The organism is Pedobacter nutrimenti (genome assembly GCF_003208655.1).
GTDB lineage: Bacteria > Bacteroidota > Bacteroidia > Sphingobacteriales > Sphingobacteriaceae > Pedobacter > Pedobacter nutrimenti.
Window position 1 is genome coordinate 476,012 of record NZ_QKLU01000002.1, and the last position, 17,597, is coordinate 493,608.

Annotated in this window: 17 protein-coding genes; 9 read left to right on the top strand and 8 right to left on the bottom strand. The window is 41.4% G+C overall.

The window, feature by feature from the left end; translation table 11 throughout:
- The first annotated feature begins 14 nt into the window (after positions 1-14).
- From B0O44_RS06830 to B0O44_RS06840, 3 genes are all read left to right on the top strand, one after another.
- Complete coding sequence (locus tag B0O44_RS06830) at positions 15-1,199, top strand: redoxin domain-containing protein (RefSeq protein ID WP_170123283.1); 1,185 nt, start codon at positions 15-17, stop codon at positions 1,197-1,199.
- 72 nt (positions 1,200-1,271) lie between these two features.
- Positions 1,272-1,727: a hypothetical protein gene (locus B0O44_RS06835; RefSeq protein ID WP_110828509.1), complete on the top strand. Its 456-nt coding sequence runs from the start codon at positions 1,272-1,274 to the stop codon at positions 1,725-1,727.
- Positions 1,728-1,985: 258 nt separating this feature from the next.
- Complete coding sequence (locus B0O44_RS06840) at positions 1,986-2,843, top strand: polysaccharide deacetylase family protein (RefSeq protein ID WP_110829175.1); 858 nt, start codon at positions 1,986-1,988, stop codon at positions 2,841-2,843.
- A 5-nt stretch (positions 2,844-2,848) separates the two neighbouring features.
- Here the strand turns inward: B0O44_RS06840 and B0O44_RS06845 are convergent, their stop codons facing one another.
- On the bottom strand, positions 2,849-3,301 hold the full coding sequence (locus tag B0O44_RS06845; protein WP_110829177.1) for a GNAT family N-acetyltransferase: 453 nt from the start codon (positions 3,299-3,301) through the stop codon (positions 2,849-2,851).
- Between the two features lie 106 nt (positions 3,302-3,407).
- Between B0O44_RS06845 and B0O44_RS06850 the strand changes: the two genes are divergently transcribed.
- Both B0O44_RS06850 and B0O44_RS06855 read left to right on the top strand, forming a co-directional pair.
- Positions 3,408-3,971: a thiamine pyrophosphokinase gene (locus B0O44_RS06850; protein ID WP_110828512.1), complete on the top strand. Its 564-nt coding sequence runs from the start codon at positions 3,408-3,410 to the stop codon at positions 3,969-3,971.
- A complete protein-coding gene (locus B0O44_RS06855; protein ID WP_110828514.1) occupies positions 3,968-4,468 on the top strand; it encodes a GNAT family N-acetyltransferase in 501 nt (166 codons plus the stop codon). Before B0O44_RS06850 ends, B0O44_RS06855 begins: the two co-directional genes overlap by 4 nt.
- Here the strand turns inward: B0O44_RS06855 and B0O44_RS06860 are convergent.
- Genes B0O44_RS06860 through B0O44_RS06870 form a run of 3 tightly spaced genes read right to left on the bottom strand, consistent with a single transcriptional unit; the run spans position 4,465 to position 10,234 of the window.
- The gene (locus B0O44_RS06860) at positions 4,465-7,740 is read right to left on the bottom strand and encodes a S41 family peptidase (protein WP_110828517.1); all 3,276 of its coding nucleotides are present in this window, start codon (positions 7,738-7,740) and stop codon (positions 4,465-4,467) included. The two genes, B0O44_RS06855 and B0O44_RS06860, sit on opposite strands and share 4 nt — an antisense overlap.
- Before the next feature lie 14 nt (positions 7,741-7,754).
- Positions 7,755-9,071, bottom strand: a complete 1,317-nt coding sequence (locus tag B0O44_RS06865) for a M20/M25/M40 family metallo-hydrolase (protein WP_245943613.1) — start codon at positions 9,069-9,071, stop codon at positions 7,755-7,757.
- Between the two features lie 35 nt (positions 9,072-9,106).
- Complete coding sequence (locus tag B0O44_RS06870; protein WP_110828519.1) at positions 9,107-10,234, bottom strand: DUF4407 domain-containing protein; 1,128 nt, start codon at positions 10,232-10,234, stop codon at positions 9,107-9,109.
- A gap of 159 nt (positions 10,235-10,393) precedes the next feature.
- Between B0O44_RS06870 and B0O44_RS06875 the strand changes: the two genes are divergently transcribed.
- Together B0O44_RS06875 and B0O44_RS06880 are read left to right on the top strand one after the other, a co-directional pair.
- Positions 10,394-10,711: a rhodanese-like domain-containing protein gene (locus tag B0O44_RS06875; protein WP_110828522.1), complete on the top strand. Its 318-nt coding sequence runs from the start codon at positions 10,394-10,396 to the stop codon at positions 10,709-10,711.
- Between the two features lies 1 nt (position 10,712).
- Positions 10,713-10,913 carry a DUF6358 family protein gene (locus tag B0O44_RS06880; protein ID WP_110828525.1) on the top strand — a complete coding sequence of 67 codons (201 nt, stop codon included), beginning with the start codon at positions 10,713-10,715 and terminating at the stop codon, positions 10,911-10,913.
- On the opposite strand, the gene B0O44_RS06885 is transcribed toward B0O44_RS06880, so the two are convergent.
- Positions 10,888-11,922: a dipeptide epimerase gene (locus B0O44_RS06885; protein WP_110828527.1), complete on the bottom strand. Its 1,035-nt coding sequence runs from the start codon at positions 11,920-11,922 to the stop codon at positions 10,888-10,890. The two genes, B0O44_RS06880 and B0O44_RS06885, sit on opposite strands and share 26 nt — an antisense overlap.
- Positions 11,923-12,106: 184 nt before the next feature.
- Between B0O44_RS06885 and B0O44_RS06890 the strand changes: the two genes are divergently transcribed.
- Positions 12,107-13,075, top strand: coding sequence for a hypothetical protein (locus B0O44_RS06890; RefSeq protein ID WP_110828530.1), 969 nt, complete (start codon positions 12,107-12,109; stop codon positions 13,073-13,075).
- On the opposite strand, the gene B0O44_RS06895 is transcribed toward B0O44_RS06890, so the two are convergent.
- Genes B0O44_RS06895 through B0O44_RS06905 form a run of 3 tightly spaced genes read right to left on the bottom strand, consistent with a single transcriptional unit; the run spans position 13,068 to position 16,144 of the window.
- Positions 13,068-13,694, bottom strand: coding sequence for a rhomboid family intramembrane serine protease (locus tag B0O44_RS06895; RefSeq protein ID WP_110828532.1), 627 nt, complete (start codon positions 13,692-13,694; stop codon positions 13,068-13,070). The genes B0O44_RS06890 and B0O44_RS06895 overlap by 8 nt on opposite strands.
- A 1-nt stretch (position 13,695) precedes the next feature.
- Positions 13,696-15,396, bottom strand: coding sequence for a M14 family metallopeptidase (locus B0O44_RS06900; protein ID WP_110828535.1), 1,701 nt, complete (start codon positions 15,394-15,396; stop codon positions 13,696-13,698).
- A 46-nt stretch (positions 15,397-15,442) separates the two neighbouring features.
- On the bottom strand, positions 15,443-16,144 hold the full coding sequence (locus tag B0O44_RS06905; RefSeq protein WP_110828537.1) for an outer membrane beta-barrel protein: 702 nt from the start codon (positions 16,142-16,144) through the stop codon (positions 15,443-15,445).
- Positions 16,145-16,317: 173 nt separating this feature from the next.
- Here B0O44_RS06905 and pepT point away from each other — a divergent pair, with 173 nt between their 5' ends.
- Positions 16,318-17,571, top strand: a complete 1,254-nt coding sequence (gene pepT, locus B0O44_RS06910) for a peptidase T (RefSeq protein ID WP_110828539.1) — start codon at positions 16,318-16,320, stop codon at positions 17,569-17,571.
- The last annotated feature ends 26 nt before the right edge of the window (positions 17,572-17,597 follow it).

Consider the following 17,597-nt stretch of genomic DNA (forward strand, 5'->3'; position numbering starts at 1 on the left):
ATAAATATAGACTGATGAAAAAAAGTATAGCCATTATATTTTTGCTTATAAATACAGCTTTTGCACAGGTTAAAATAATGGATAGTATTCCTGATCTTAATTTTGAGGTGGTATTAAACGCTCCTTTTAAACAGCGGTCTTTAAAAGATTTTGAAGGTAAAATAGTCTTGATTGAATTTTGGGCAACCTGGTGCGGATCCTGTATAGAAGCAATGCCCCATTTGTCGGCATTACAGGAAAAACATAAGGATAAACTGCAGGTCCTGCTGGTTAGCGAAGAGAATCCATTAAGGATAACCCAGTTTTTGAGAAAAAAAACATCCTTGTTATGGTTTGTCTGTGATACAACAAACGAAATTTCCAGTTTGTTCCCCCACCAACTGATTCCTCACTCGGTATTGATTTCCCCATCAGGAAGGCTATTGTCAAATAGCAGTCCTGAGGTCATTACAGATCAAATTATTGAAAAGGTTTGGAAAGGAGCTTCTGTTGATCTCCCTCAAAAGGTAGATAATTTAATGAAACCGGAAGAACTTTTAAAAAGCGTTTTCCTCTTTTCTGACACCATAAAAAAACGGTTTATAATTCAGGGAGAAATTAAAGGCAGTGGGGGGTTGTTTACAATGTATGCAGATAATCCGGTTTTTGGAGGTCGACGGGCAACCGGGATCAACCTGGATATAAAAACCCTATACAAGATCGCTTATGGAAATTTTCCAGATCGAAGGGTGCTTGACCGGACGGGTAAAAAAGAAAATAAAAAGGTCTATTCCTTTGATCTTATTGTAGAAAATAAGGAACAGCTTTTTCCTGTTTTAAAGAAAGAACTGTCCGAAAAATTTGAGCTGAAAGTATGGGTCGAGAAGCAGGATAGAGTGGTTTCTGTTTTAAAAATTACAGACTGGAATCAATTTAAAAAAATCCCGGTTAATCGTTCTGGTCAGCGGACCTATTATGCCAGACACGGAGAGATAGATCAACAATCGGTTACCATGAAGGACTTTGCTGCTTATCTGGAAAATTATGGTTCATTGAAAAGTATTGTTCTGGACGAAACGGGGGACAAACAGAAGTTTGATGTTAAATTTTCTTTTCAGCCGGAAGATCCCGAAAGTTTAAAAAAGATCTTAAATGATATGGGCTTATCTCTGATAAAAGAAAATAGAACACTGGATATTCTTGTTTTTTCAAATCAATAAGAAAGGGATCGAATATCTTGTTGTAAAACAGATAGATAAACCGTATTTTGATGAAAATTAACCTATTGAATTATGAAAAAACTATTTTTATTTCTTGGCATTGCCATCTGCTGCGGAAACGGCTTTGCCCAAACAGAAGCCAAGCGCCCTTCTGATGATTCCATTACTCCCTTACTTAACTTTACTAAAGGCGCACAAAAAGCGTATTCAGCTTTGATTACAGTTTCTGCATTGAGCTATGCTGATAATGATGTGGTTCGGATGGTAAAGATTTACTCTGACCTTACCTATTCACAGGACATCACTGTTTCTGGTTATATCCAGGCATACAATTCGCTGGAGCAAGCGATACCAGGAGGTGGTAGTTTTTCTATTCTCCTACCGGCCGGACAAAGCCTGGCGCAACAAGATGTGTATATAGGTTATCCTGCCGATGGTTTTAGCAAATACAGGATCGTATTTGTGACCTCAGATCCGGCATATGTTGATGGAAATACAATTACTTTTAATGTCAATCCCGTTTTCTGAAAGAACGATACATGTCCTGGCGATTACCCTCCCAAACCAGTTAAGGAATTTTGGGAGGGTTTTTTATGGAATCTAGCTGGTTAATTATTAATTCACCGTCGTTTTCATAAAAATTAATATAACTTTTATAATTATAATTGATTTTGTCTATATGATGGGATTTTGTTTCTGAGTCAGGGAGGACTGGTACGTTTGTAAATGAGAACGGTTTTTTTCACCTTTACAATTAGATCTTTACCCATACAAGAACATATACAGATGAAAACATATACTAATTTATTGCTTTCCATTTCGCTGCTGGCTGCTGCTTGCCAGTCGGGCGCCAGGAACCCTCAAAAGGAAGCGGATCAAAAAACATCTGCCAAAACCGAAACCGTACAAGATACCCTCCATAAAAATGCTGCTGAGGCAAAGACCATTCTTGCCAGAAAAGAAGTCCCGGTATTGTGCTACCATCAGATCCGGGACTGGAAAGCTTCCGATTCCAAAAGGGCCCATGACGATATCATTCCTCCTGCCAATTTTAAACAGCATATGAAGATGCTGGCGGATAGTGGTTACCATACCATACTACCCGATCAGTTGTATGACTACCTCAATTATGGGAAAGCACTACCAGCTAAACCAATTATGATTACGTTTGATGATACGGACCTGGACCAGTATACAGTAGGCGCAGGGGAATTAAAAAAGTATGGCTTTAAAGGCGTTTTCTTTATCATGACGGTTTCCATCGGCCGGCCGAGATATATGAGCAAAGCGCAGATCAAAGAACTTTCAGATGATGGGCATGTCATTGCGAGCCATACCTGGAACCATAAGAATTTTGCTCAGTTTACCGATCAGGACTGGAAAATACAAATTGATGAACCCACCAAGACACTGGAAAAGATCACCGGAAAAAAGGTAGAATATTTTGCTTATCCTTATGGGGTGTTTAAGGCAGCTTCTTTACATAAATTAAAAGAGCATGGCTTTAAAGCTGCATTTATACTGTCCACAAAACGGGATGAAACCTATCCGCTGTTTACGATCCGAAGGATTATTGATCCGGGAACCTATAGTGCTAAAAACCTTTACAACAGCATCCAAAAAAGCTTTAATAAAAAGAGCTAAAGAATTTAAAGCAGCTTGATGAGTTGTATCTTATGTTTACACTGGATCCCGTTTTCATAAATGGGGTCCTTGTAATTTTTTACAAAAAAATCAGGGATAATTTCTGTTGGTTCAAAACCCATTTTCTGATAAAGATACAATTGACCCATACTTGAATTTCCTGTACCGATCAGGAGTTTTTTATATCCTTTTTTTCTGGCACTTTCAATGGCATGCTGCAGAAGCAACTTGCCCGCTCCCTGATTTTGAAATGTTTCTGCTACGGCGATGTTTTTGATTTCTGCAGTGATGTTGTCGAGAGGATAAAGTACATATACAGCAATAACTTTATTTTCCAGCCTGAAGAGGTAAACCAGCGCAGCACTAAGGTAGCTGTCCAGCATTTGCATGGAAGGGTCTGCAAGCAAGAGCAACTCATAAGGAGGTTCTTCTCCTTTTTGGAGCAGACTCATCTTCATATTTTCAAGTTGAAGCATATCATCACGAAGATCGGAATTATTTAGAAATGACCCGGGCCAAATTTATTTTTGAAAAGTAATTTTGGTTTTTTCTTACATTCGCTACATGTCATCACATCATATCGTAAAGGAAAAACAAGAGCCTGCTTTGTACATACACCAGCTGGCTGATTTTGAAGAAGAGTATTTGGGACAGCTGCTGGAATGGAGCCCAACGGTTCTGGTCAATGCTGCGGAATATGAAAAAGTGATCAGTCTGGGGCTAAAGGTGGATGTGGTTGTCCATGAGCCCGGGACTTACCTGATGCAGGAAAACACAAAAATTATCCGCGGTCCAGGCGATGAGTTCAATACGGTAATGAATTATTTAATCCAGGAAAAATATCCTGCGGTAAACGTGATTGCCAGAGAGAATAAACTGGCAGATTTGAGTTATTACATCCCGCAGATCAATGTGGTTTTATTTACAGAAACAGAAAAGGCCTATGCCATTAAAAACGGATTTAAGATCTGGAAACCGGCTGGAAGTATTTATCATATAGAGGTCTCTGCTTACTTTGAAACCAGTAACCTTAAACAAAAAGAAAGCGGGGATTTTGAAGTCATTGCGGATGACTTTGTTGAATTTACATTTAATGTTCCCTATTTATTAATCAGTGAAAATTTATGATCCTTTTAAGAAGAGCAAAAGAGCAGGATATCCCTGCCATCAGAGCAATCGCGCAAATTACCTGGGGCCCCACTTATGTACCCCTGATCGGACAACAGCAGGTAGATTATATGCTGGAAAAAATGTACAATGATGGGGTTTTGCAGGAGCAGTTTTTGCATGGTTATATTTTTTTAATGGCAGAAATCAATAAAAAGGATGTTGGTTTTGCTTCTTATTCTTTAGCAGATCCTGAGCAGGGAACTTATAAGCTGCATAAACTGTATGTACTGCCTGAAACCCATGGAAAAGGGGTTGGGAAATTCCTGATTAATGAAGTCGTCAATAAAGTGAGGGAGGCCGGTGGAAAGTCATTGGAGTTGAATGTGAACCGGGAAAACAATGCGAAGGATTTTTATGAAAGGGCGGGCTTTAAAATAAAAGAAACCGTTGACCTTGATATCGGTAACGGTTTCTTTATGAATGATTATGTTATGGAAATGAAACTGGAGGCTTAATGTCCCCTAATCGGATCGGCAGGTTTTGCCACCGCAGGGTAGTTATAGGTTTTCATTTCTTCTTGTAGTAAACGGACAGTCCTTTCCAGTTGAGGGTCTTTGCCTTCAATCAGGTCTTTTGGTGTTTGCTCTACAAAAATATCCGGGGCAACACCTTCATTTTCGATAATCCATTTCCCTTTGGTATCATAGATCCCGAAATTAGGTGAGGTGATGCTGCCTCCGTCAAGAAGTTTTGGATAGCCGCTAATGCCGACCAGAATACCCATGGTGGTACGGCCAACGAGTTTACCCAGTCCTTTAAAACGGAACATATAAGGCATCATATCTCCTCCTGAACCTGCATTTTCATTAATGAGCATGGCCTTAGGTCCGAAAATGCCATTTCCCGGGGTGGTAAAGCTTTTACCGTCCCTAATGGCCCAATAGCTGATCAGGTCCCTGCTCAGTAAGTCAATGACGTAATCAGCTACCCAACCGCCACCATTGTTCCTTTCGTCCATTAATAAAGCCTTTTTATCCATTTGTGCAAAATAATAGCGGTTGAAATAATTATAACCGTCATCGGCCGTGTTTGGCATATAGACATAGGCGATTTTTCCTTCACTCATTTCATCTACTTTTTTACGGTTGCGCTCTACCCAATCCATTTTACGGAGTTCCATTTCAGCACCAAAAGTAACAGGCACAACAATGACTTCGCGTGCACCTTTAAGCTCTGGTTTGCTATTGACCTGTATAGCGACCTGTTTGCCTGCTTTAAAGTCAAAAAGACTGTAAATAGAAGTTTCTGAATTTAAAGGAACACCATTAACCGACACGATATAGTCTCCTTCATTGATGTTGAGTCCTGGTTCGGCCAGAGGGGCTTTAAATGTTGGGTTCCATTCCAGGCGGGTATAGATTTTTTTGATCTTGTAAAACCCATTTACCAGTTCATAATCTGCACCAAGCATGCCCACACCTACAGAAGGAGCTGTGGGTTCATCTCCTGGATTGATGTAATTGTGACCGACAACCATCTCTCCCATCATTTCGTTAAAAAGGTAAGACAGGTCCGAACGGTGGTTTACAAAAGGAAGAAAACGTTCATATTTACTTTTTACTGCCGGCCAGTTGGCTCCATGCATGTTTTTTACGTAGAAATAATCTTTCTCCTGTTTCCACACTTCCCCAAACATTTGTTTCCATTCTGCTTCAGGATCAACCAGTACTTTTATCCCATCGAGTTTAACTTTTCCAGCTTCAGGAGCTGGTTTTTTGCCTGCGTCTACCAGGTAATAATTACCACGGGAACTATATAGCATGCTTTTTCCATCTGCACTGACCACAAAGCCGCCAACGTTTCCGACCAATAGGGTTGACTCCATTTTGTTTAGGTCAAAGGCATTCAGTTCGCCATTGCGCAAATACAACAGTTGACCATCAACACCGCCCTCAATTGCATTGAGTCCCTCTGCCGGAATAGGAAGTGGAACAATACGTTGACTAAGGTTGGCCAGGTCGATTTCTATAGATTTTTTAACTGGAGGTGGTGCCTGGTCTTTTATCTTGTCTTTGGCTGCGTCTTTTTTAGGTTCTTCCTTTTTCACAGCAGCTGTTTCTTCTGCCTTTACGCTTTCTTCGTCGCTTTCTGTTTTATAAAGAGAAGGTGTTTTTTTAGAAAGGATCAGGGCATAAACGCTGTAGCTTACTTTACGCTGATAGGCCGACATGTGGAGTCCACTGTTGGTTAAACCGACATTGGTACTTGCCATTAAAAACAGATATTTTCCGTCGCGGCTAAAAGTCGGATTATAGACATTACTCATTCCATCAGTTACCTGTGTATGTTGTCCGTTCTCCAGATTGTATAAAAAGAGTGCACTTACGCTGTTGGGTAAGGTGGCGATATAAGCAATCCATTTTGAGTCAGAAGACCAGGATGGCTGAAAAGGATTATAAGTTCTACCAGTCTGTGAGCCCAGGGAGTCCGCTTTGACCTTAACCACTTTTTTACTTTGGATATCTACATAATACAGGTTCAGGTGCGCATCACTGTAAAACAGTTTCTTGCTGTCCGGTGACCAGGTGGGCTGAAAATAAAAGTCTTCTTCTCCCAGGGAAATGTATTCCGTTGTTCCTTTGTTTTGCTGGTTTTGCAACACAAGTTCATAGCGGCCATTTTTATCTGAAAGATAAGAGATGTACTTGCCGTCTGGGGACCAGGCGGGATAACGTTCATAAGAGCCCGGAGAGTTGGATATATTTCTGGCTTCGCCTTTATCTTTTGGCACAGAGAAAATCTCTCCCCTGCTTTGGAAAAGACTACGGACACCTTTTGGAGAAAGCTCGTATTCCCTGATGTCACTGGTGAGGTCTATATAATGTTTGCGTTTGTAAGGGGCATCGGCCTGAATCTGGATTTTGATGTCCCTAACCTGCTGCTTATCGGTGTCAAAAAGATGAATTTTTCCAGCCTGCTCAAAAGCAAGTACGGAAGGACCTGAGGTCAGGGATTTAATATCGTAGTCTTTGTAGTGAGTAAGCTGCTCTGTTTTTTTAGATTTTACATCATAGCTAAACAAGTTCATCGTCAGGTCTTTATCTGACAGGAAATAAACCTTGTTCCCTAACCATTGAGGTTTAACATTGTTTGCTCCCTTGCCCGGTATAATCTCAATGTTATTGGTCTTGGTATCAAAAATCCAGATCTGTGGCATACCCCCACCTCTGTAACGCTTAAAGGCTACATTGGAACGTTCACTCGGGTCACTGTTTTTGATATAGGCCCAATACCTGCCATCTGCAGAGGGTGAACCTTGTGTGGCCTCTGGCATAGGAAGCGGGCTTTCCTGACCGTTTTTTAAATTGACGCTGTGCAGCCGGGGGCTGAGTGCGTAATTATAATCGCGTGTAGAGGTAAAGTACAACTGGTTGTTGTCCAGCCAGCCCCTTAAGATATCAGCAGAGGGATGGTAAGTTAATCTTTTTGGATCACCGCCTTCGGTTGGAATGGTATAAACATCTGTATTGCCGTCATAATTTCCGGTAAAGGCAATTGTTTTTCCATCCGGGGAGAACATTGGGTTTTGTTCTACTGCCGGATTAACCGTTAACCTTCTGGGATTGCTTCCGTCTTTACCAGAGATCCAGATATCGCCACCGTACACAAAGGCAAGGTGATTTGCACTGACCGAAGGACTTCTGAGTAGTAAAGTTTCCTGTTGTGCGCCTGCAGTCAGCGCAGTGCAGCCAAGCAGGCAAAGGCTGCATAGTTTTAATAAATTCATATAATCGGGGGGGCTTATGGTTTCAGTTTTGGAATGCGGGTTGGCGTATCTTCTCCTTTTACAATGCTAATGGCGCTTTGGGCAATCGCTTTGATGGTCAACAGGATGTTATCTGTATCCAGGCTGGAGTATTCGTCCTTTACGGTATGATAAAGCTTATCGGTGTCAATCTGATCTGTGCTGATGGTATGTGCAGGTACCCCCAGCGCGGCCAGGGTGGCATTGTCACTTCTGTAAAAAAGATTTTGCTTTGGATAAGGGTCCGGATGGAATGTGAAGGGAGAACCTTGCAAGTTCTTTTGTAAAATCTTTCCAAAGTCTGATTTATCGTAACCTGTAATGAAAGCCGTGTTTTTGCCAAATTTGCTTTCTTTACCAATCATTTCAATATTAAACATGGCAACAACATCATCAGGGTTCAGTTTTTCAGAAAAATAACGGGCCCCAAAGCCGCCGATTTCTTCAGCAGTGAAGGCCACAAAAATCAGGGTCCGCTCATTGTTGTTCAGTTTTTTATAATACTTTGCCAGGGCAATCATTGCAGTCGTGCCTGAAGCATCATCGTCTGCGCCATTGGCAATGCTGTCCTTCTCTACAGCCGGCAGAATTCCTAAATGATCGTAATGTCCGGAGAAAATAACAAGTTCTTTTGCTTTGGATTTACCGGGAATCATGCCAGCGACGTTAAATAAGGGAAGTTTGTCTATGCTGTTTTTTAATTTCACACTAAAGCCGTTGCTTACGGTATCCTGATCCAGAACAAAAACCATTACAGCTGGTTTTTCCTGCTGAAGGTCTTTTTCATCCAATACACTGCCACCTTTTGTATAACCTTTTATGCGCTTAAAGGCATCTACAAATTTTACGTCAACCAGTACAAGTTGTTGTTTTTTTTGACGCATCAGAGAGCGGTACTGTTCTATAAAGGGTTTTGCCGGATCAAGTTTTATCCAGTTCTCTCCCTTGCTGTTGTCAAACTGTAGCTCGGCAGCGGTGTTGCCTGTGGCAAATACATTTTCAGGATCAATTTTTTTTCCGTCAATGGTCACCTCGGCGGAAACTGGTTTGACCTGGTATTTAAAAAAGGACTGACGATAAGAGCTTAAGCCATCCAGGGGCTTGAGGCCGATTTTTTTGAACTGGGCTTCGATAAATGTTGCGGCACGGTCAATGCCCGGGCTAAAAGTTGCTCTGCCCTGCATCTCATCACTGCTCAGGGTTTTAATGAGCCCGTCAACATAATCTTTTGTAATGATCTTGTTGATGTCCTGGGCATAAAGCTGCCCTGAGAACAGAACAAGGATGAGGGCATAAAGTAGTCGTTTCATCATTTTTGTAGGTTAAGTGTTTATTTTTTTATAAATGGTTAGTCTTCTTTGTCCGGATCTTTTTCTCTGAGCCCCTGCCTGGCCTTTTCTATGGCCAGTTGTTTACGTTTGCTGGTCTCGGTGTCTACCCGGGTCTGATGAACAGCATCTGTGACTTCAATTTCAAAATCACGGTCTTTTTCCGACGTATGGACCTGTGTTTCTTCCAGGTTTGCCACGGAAAGATCGTAAGGTCCCCGGCTGCTCATCATTTTAACAAATACAGGCAAACATTCAAAAAAAATAAATAATAAACCAATAAAAGTAACAGCCAGACTGGTATTGAGGTCGCGCGTTCCATTTGGGTTGAAGCTTAACTGGCCCAAGGCCCAGTTCCGGTCCGCAAAGCCGGCAATGTTGCTCAGGCTGTCCAGTTGTTTTCCGGTATAAAGACGTTCGGTCATCAGACCATCAAATTGCTTCCTTTCATCGATAAAACGTTCCAGTCGCCGCACATCTGCCGTTAATGTATCCAGACTTTGTTCTCTTTGCTTTAACTCTGCTTCTTTTCTTTTGGCGTATGGCCCATAGCCCATCAGACCAGATGTTTCAGTTGTTTTATTGCCAAATATCTCAAAATTCAATTTCTGACGGTCTGCTTTTATGCCATTTTCAAGGGAATCCCGCTGGGCTTTCGCATCTTTTAATTTTCCGATTTCAATGGTGTATTTTTTTCCAAATGAGCTGTTTAAGGTGTCAATTTTAGAGCGTTGATTGTTCAGATAACTGATCTTTAAACGCTCTTTGATTTCTTTATCAAAAATTTTAAGCTCCAGCGGACGGGAAATGACCAGGCCAATCATAATAGCAAGCAGGATCCTTGGGGTGGCCTGCATAATTTGTTTACCGGAAGAGGCATTTTTATCGATGCTGGAAACAATATATCGGTCCATATTAAAAATGGCAAGGCCCCAGAGCAGACCAAAGAACAAGGCAAAAAGAACCGCGGCAGTATCGCCCTTAAAAACAAAGTACATGGCATAACCACCTGACAGGGCCGCGAACAGGCCGGTAAAAAAGATTGTGGCACCTATACCTATGTATTTATTGTGTTCTGTGGGGTGTTTCTGAAGGGTATCTATATGAACGCCGGAACAAAACCAAAAGAAACGGGATATGGAATTCATGGCCTGAAATCAAAATTAATATAACTTATTATTAAACGCCCGGGAAAGGGACTTGTTACAGATTTTAACCGAAAATAAATTGCTTAGGGACACAATTTTACCTCATTGGATGCTTTTATTTAAAATCCTTATCTTTGATCAATTAAAAGATAGATTGTAATGAAAGAAGTTACTGTACAAGAACTGAAACAAAAAATAGACAACAAAGAGGATTTTCAATTGATTGATGTGAGAGAGACCTTTGAATATGAAACTTCAAATCTGGATGGTGAGAATATTCCTTTGGGCGGCTTATTGATTGAAGTCGATAAGATCGCAACGGATAAACCAGTAATTATCCAATGCAGAAGTGGTAAAAGAAGTGCTGCTGCGGTGATGCAGTTGGAGCAATTACATGGTTTTACCAATCTTTACAATTTAAAAGGTGGCATTTTAGCCTGGCAGGAAGCTTTTGATCCAAATATGCCGGTCTATTAATATGAAAAGAAGGATTGCTTTAAATGTCTTTTATACCGTTGGTATCATCGTGTCCGTTCTGGGCATTAAATGGGCATTTCAAAACCATAATTATGCAGTAGGCGCTTTGTTTATTGCAACCACTATATTTTTCTTCTACCTGAAGATTAAACTGACCAAAGAATTTCGTCAGGAAATCAAGAACAGAACAAATCAGCCTTAACTCCTTCCAGGCCAAGGCCTGGAAGATTTTTTAAAACATATTTGCCATCTTTCAGCTCCGGTGCCCTGAAGGGATTATTTTTGGTCAGCCAAGGGCCATCCAGATCGGCCCAGTCGCAAAGAGGAGCAATGGCTGTTGCCGCCAGGGTCGCACAGGATGTTTCACTCATACAGCCAATCAGTATTTTCATGCCCAGGCTTCTTGCTTTCAGGATCATCTGGTGCGCTTCAAACAAGCCTGCACTTTTCATGAGTTTAATATTTATACCATGATAAGCCCCTTTGATCTGATCTATATCGCTTAAACGCTGCACGGCTTCATCTGCAAGAATCGGAATAGGGCTTCGTCCGGTTAGCCAGGCATTCCCTTCTTTGTCGGTTTTGTCCATGGGTTGCTCAATTAACACAACGCCCTGATCATGCAGCCAGTAAATGGTTTCTATTGCTTTTTTACGGTCCGTCCAACCCTGATTTGCATCAACATATAATGGGAGGTCTGTCATGCTGCGTATGGTCTGGATGAGCTCTTTGTCGTTGTCGCGGCCCAGTTTGATTTTCAGAACGCCAAAATCTTTTGCATCTGCAACCTTTTCCCGGATGACTGCCGGGGTATCTATGCCAATAGTGTAAGACGTAAGTGGCATTTTAGAAGGGTCGGCACCATAAATTTCATAACAGGGTTTATTTAAAAATTTGCCCTGAAGATCGTTGAGTGCAATATCAATAGCCGCTTTGATGGCCGGATGACCAGGTGCGAGCTGGTCCAGGTATTTAATGATTTCGGGAAAATCAAAAGGTTGTTTAAAGCGGCTCCAGTCAATGAGCTTTAAAAAATGTACGGCAGTTTCATAACTTTCTCCCATGTATGGAACCATAGAAGCTTCCCCATAACCAGACAGACCTTCTGTGCTTAATCTTAACAGAAGGAGTGGTGTACTTGTTCTTGAAAATTTAGCGATTGCAAAAGGGTGTTTTAATTCAAGGTTATAGGAGATATAAGAAGCCTGCATGGTTGTTTAGGATAGTTTGTAGCACCAAAGTTAACCATCCGTAGCTGATATTCCCAATTTTAAACCATCGCTAAACCATGATGTTTGTTTTGGTCATAGGAACATCAAAAACAAAGTGATTCCGGGATAAAATGGCGACCCTTTGGAAGATGTAAAAATAATATAGTTAATATTGTGGCCTCTTATGGACAGCGCAGTATACCAACCCTTTAAAAATTTTGATTTTAAGTATAAGAACTGCTTTTTAAGCGGAGATACTTTTTCGACTCCGGTAGTGGAAACAAATGTATTGCCGGCATGGTTACTGGAAGTGGCCAATTATACCGGTGAGGAACAGATTAAACTACTGGATGAAAGTGTAAGGGCTTACAATACGCTCAAAGTCCCCTGCAGCCAGGAAATACTTGAAAATTTTGTGGGCCCTCTGGAGGAAAAAATAGCAAATGCTTTTGCTTTGGGTTATCAGGGGGTTGCTGCCCTGGAGGAAAAGGAGCTGTTCCAGTGGATCGGTAAATTTATGTACAGCCTGATTTATATCGAAATGAATGCCGCAATTCGCCTGCAGCAGTTGAGCGGCGACGGATTAAACATGTCGCAGGGCCTTATGCATAAATTTGGTAACCTGAATACCATGATCCAGGGAATTTACAGGGATCTTGTATTTGAAGATTTTAGTCCATGGTCCATTGTGGTGGTGCCCCTGGAAAAAGCAGATCACTATTTTAGTTTCCGGGATGAAATCAATACGCTTACTTTTTCTTTGAAATTAAAGGATTTTGGTATTGTTGCCTGTTTACAGGACAATGGAACCAATAAACGTTTTCATGAGGAGCTTCTGGCTTCCATAAAAGGGAAAGCGCTTAGCGAGCAGCAATATGAGGAGCTTTGCGCCCGGTTTTTCTATTCTGCCTATCTGTTTAACCGCTTGCCTGAATATGCAGTGATGCCTGTAGAAGGAACGGTATATATTGATGCGATGCCTCTTAAAGGAACATTGAACAAACCTCTTTTTGATGTTTGGCAGCATAAAACTTACGCACAGGTGCTGGAGAATTTCTGGAAGCCCTGGGGTTTTACCTTATTTGAGATCATCAAAGATCCGCTGAACCCCATGAGTTTCTTTGAGCCTGCTTTTTTGCCTGAGCTTAGTTAAGCCCCCCCTGCCCCGACAATGCTGAAATAAAGTGAGGGATAATACGGGGTTCAAGAATAATGGTGACAATAATTCCGGTTATAGCCCCAAATAAATGTGCATCATGATTAATATTGTCACGGGAATTTCTGGACATATACCAGCAGTAAACCAGGTAAAGTACTCCAAATAAAACTGCCGGAATGCCAAAAGGTATTGGGAAAATACCAATGGTGCTTAAGGGACTGAACAGAATAAAGCTAAATAAAACGGCACTGATTGCCCCCGATGCCCCCAGGCTATTGTACCAGAAATCATCCTTGTGTTTAACAACAGAGGGAATATCGCTCAGGACCAGGCCCAAAAAGTAAAGCAACCCGAATTGCCAGTGGCCAATGGTGGCTTCGAGCTTAAATGCAAAAGCATAAAAGGTAAACATATTAAAAAACAGGTGCATCCAGTTGGAGTGGATCAGTCCGCTGGTCACCAAAGTGTAAACCTTGTTTCTCCGGTAAACACTATAGGGATGCAGCATGAATTTTCCAAACAGAACATGATCGTTAAAAGCATAGATGCTGGTTACCAGGGTAAAAACAAATATAATAGAAGCTACCGGCGTTTGATTTAAGTATTCGATCATGTTATTTTAAACTAAGGTTTACATTTTGCTCTAACCTTGCAATTGGGTAACGCAAATGGGTTTTTTCGTAATAATCTGAATTTTTATAGATAAATTCAAGCTGGGCCGCAGGATTCTCTGCAAAATCCTTTTGACTCGCTTTCTGTTGTTCCAGCTTGTTTTTAAGTTCCGGGTTGTGCTTTAGCAATTCTGCCGCGGTATCTTCAAAAACATAAGCCGAATAATGTTCTTTCTGACCCAAAACAGCATCGAAAAAATTCCAGTTAAAAAAGGAGTCTGTGGCCTGAGGCTCCAATGTTTCCACGATATAACGGTTTTGGGCCTGGTTTACGTATACCACATAATCACCGGCATAGAATTTTATTTTTTGTTGCTGGTCTGTCACCTGGACCTGACTGTGCAGGTAATGTCCTTCAAAAGGTTTACTGGCAGTTTTGTAGTCCTTTATGTAATAAACATTCAGGTCCAGTTCTGTGTCTTTTTGTAATTGTTGCAAATGCACCTGATTGAGTTTTAACAGCTCGATAACCCTTGTCCAGGCCTTGGGAATCACATAGGCAAGGGGTTTACTAACGGTCACTTCTGGAACAAAATTGTTCCATTGTTTGATGTTTCTTGTATAGGGAGCATTGCGGTCATAATACAGGCGGTTTAGGCCACTGACCTCACTGGGTTTGTATTTTGCCTCAAAACCTTTAAAGGGGAGCTGGTCATAAGTGCTTTTGTCCAGTTTCCAGGATAAGGTAAATTCTTTTTGCCGGGCAACAGCAAGGTCTGCTTTTGCTTTGTTTTCACCAATAATTTTTGCATCCCTGACAATCAGCTCAATATAAGTTTCCAATAATTTATAGGTCGATTCTACCCTTTTGTCGTAAGGTTTTAGCATATGCGTTTCGGGCATAAAGCCAATGGTATTGTGCAGGGTGGTGTACCCGGTGGAAAAGCGCGGTGTTTCCAGAAAACCTTCTATTCCGGACTCTGGTGTTTCCTCCACAGAATTGACGTATGGAATCAGCTCAAAACCTTTTTTCTTCATTTGGGTGTAAAGGTCCGGAAGCATAGTGTTGCAGAGGTAAGCAGACAATATGGGCTGAAGCTTGTCTTTCTGGGTAGGGATCAAGGTCATGGTATACTGATAATCGGCCCCGTTACTGGTGTGGGTGTCTACGAAAATTTCAGGTTGCCAGCTGTTAAATAAATATTGGAAGCTCTCGGAGTTTTTGGAGTCTGTTTTTATAAAATCCCGGTTCAGATCGTAATTTCTGCTGTTGCCACGGAAACCATAAAATAAGGGGCCGTTTTGGTTTGCCCTTGATGTACTGGTTCGGTTGTAGCTGCCGTCGATGTTATAGAGGGGAATAATGCAAATTACGACGTCTTTTGGAAGCCTGTTTTCTTTAAGCAGGTCTCTTGAAAGCATCATGCAGGCGTCTATGCCCTCTGGTTCGCCGGGGTGAATACCATTATTAATGAGGAAAATTCTTTTATGCTGCTGTCTAAGGGTTTGGGGATTAAATTCCTTGTCTTTCGACAACACAAGCAAATGAAGAGGTTCTCCAAAGTCTGTTTTTCCGTAAGTGATCAGTTTTGCCTGAGGGTAATGAGCAGCAAGGTCGTGGTAATAACGGATCACTTCCGGATAGGTTGCTGTTTGCTGGCCACCAGAAATTTCAAACGGCGTTTGCTGTGCAAAAGATTCCATAACACTGAATAAAAATAAAAAGATATATAAAAGTAAAGGTCTCAATTTAGTTCCTTTTAAAATTTTTAGAAGTGAGTCCAAGGGAGCCGAAATTGTATTTAAATCCAACGCTAAAATAGGTATATACATCCGGGTTGCCCGTCTTTAAACGAATGGCGGAATCGTCATAGCCATCAAGACCTTCGCCCAATGTGATGTTTCCCTGATAGTTAAAGTTAAGGATGTACCTGTAGTTTCCTTCGAAGTCTGGAAAATAAAAATTAATACCCAAATTAAGTGGTATGCAAAGGTCTTTGGATTCATTGGGTCCGGGATAACGTGCGCCTGTTACGGGATCTGTACGTACGGCATCAACCTGATTGAGGATCACGCCCAGGCCTGCTCCGGCATATAAACCCTTTATGGCATTTAGAAAGGGTTTTCGCTGGTAATCTGTAAAGGCCCCCAGGTAAACTTTTCCATTGCCGGTAATGGATTTGTAGTTGTTGATGAACTGGCGGTGGTAGGGATCTGTTTTTTTGTCACCGCCGTTAATCTGCCCAGCCTGGAGTTCAAGTCCAAGACTTAAAAAGGGACTGAACATATAGTCGGCGGTGATGTAACCTGCGGGTCCGATATCGTGTTTTCTGACATCTGCAAAAGACTGTGTAAGTCCGGCACCAGCGCCCACACTAAAGGTATAGAAATTTGATTGCGCAATAACAGGGATGGACAGCGAGATCAATAGAATTGTAAATATTGTTTTCAAAGGATAGCTATTAAGTTAATGTAATCTTTCTTTACCTTTAGGGCCTGTTTAATTTGCTGAAAAGCCCCTTCTTTTAGCTTAATTTACCGCAGTCCTATTTGCCGCGGGAGAATGTATTCTTAAAGGAGTAAAGGCGTTAACGAATTTAATCAGGTCTTTAATTTTTTAAAATTATGCTAAAATATCAAAATAAAACAGAATCACTTGCAGAACGTTTTAAGAAGTACGTACAAATTGATACACAGTCAGATCCGGCCTCATTAAGCATTCCTTCCACTGAAAAGCAGAAGAACCTCGGACGGGTTCTTGTTGCTGAATTATTGGAGATAGGAATCCAGGATGCGCATTTGGATGAATATGGTTATGTGTATGCAACGATTCCTTCCAATACAGATAAAAAAGTTCCCGTGATTTGCTTTTGTTCGCATATGGATACTTCTCCGGATTGCAGCGGACTGAATGTAAAACCAATTGTCCATCGGAATTATCAGGGACAGGATTTGATCTTGCCGGATGATCCATCCGTTGTGCTCAGGTTAAGCGAGCATAAAGACCTTAAAAATCAAATCGGCAATGACATTATTACAGCCAGCGGTACCACCTTACTTGGGGCAGACAATAAAGCCGGAGTAGCAGAAATTATGGAAGCGGTAGCATTTCTTTCCGCACATCCGGAAATCAAACATGGGGATATAAAAATTCTATTTACACCAGATGAAGAAATTGGTAGAGGAGTCGATAAAGCTGATCTGAAAAAATTGGGTGCAGATTTTGCCTATACCATTGACGGAGAAACTTTAGGTTCGATTGAAGATGAAACTTTTTCTGCTGATGGGGCGGTGTTGACCATTCATGGGCTGAGTGCCCATCCTGGTTTTGCAAAAGGCAAAATGGAAAGTGCAGTTAAAATTTTAAGTGCAATTATTGATGCTTTGCCAAAGGATCATTTAACTCCGGAAGCAACCAGTGGTAAAGAAGGGTTTATTCACCCGGTAAGCATACACGGAAATGTGGAACAAGCCGAAGCGAGGTTTATCCTTCGTGATTTCGATGATGTTTTACTTGCGGCACATGGAGAAAAACTTCGCCGAGTTGTTGAAGAAATTCTTAAGGCTTATCCAGGTTCCGGTTATGAGCTAAACATCACAACGCAATACCGCAATATGAAAAGTGTCCTGGATCAATATCCTGAGGTCATCGAAATTGGGACCCAAGCCATCGAGAGGGCTGGTGTTACCGCAAAAAAACAAAGCATCAGGGGTGGAACCGATGGGTCACGTCTATCTTTGATGGGCTTGCCTTGTCCAAATATATTTGCCGGAGAACACGCATTTCATGGTAAACAGGAATGGGTTTCTGTACAAGATATGGAAAAAGCGGTGCAGACCATTATCAATATTGCTTCCATTTGGGAAGAAAGAGCGTAATTCGATCACTGGCCTGTTTTTAATTT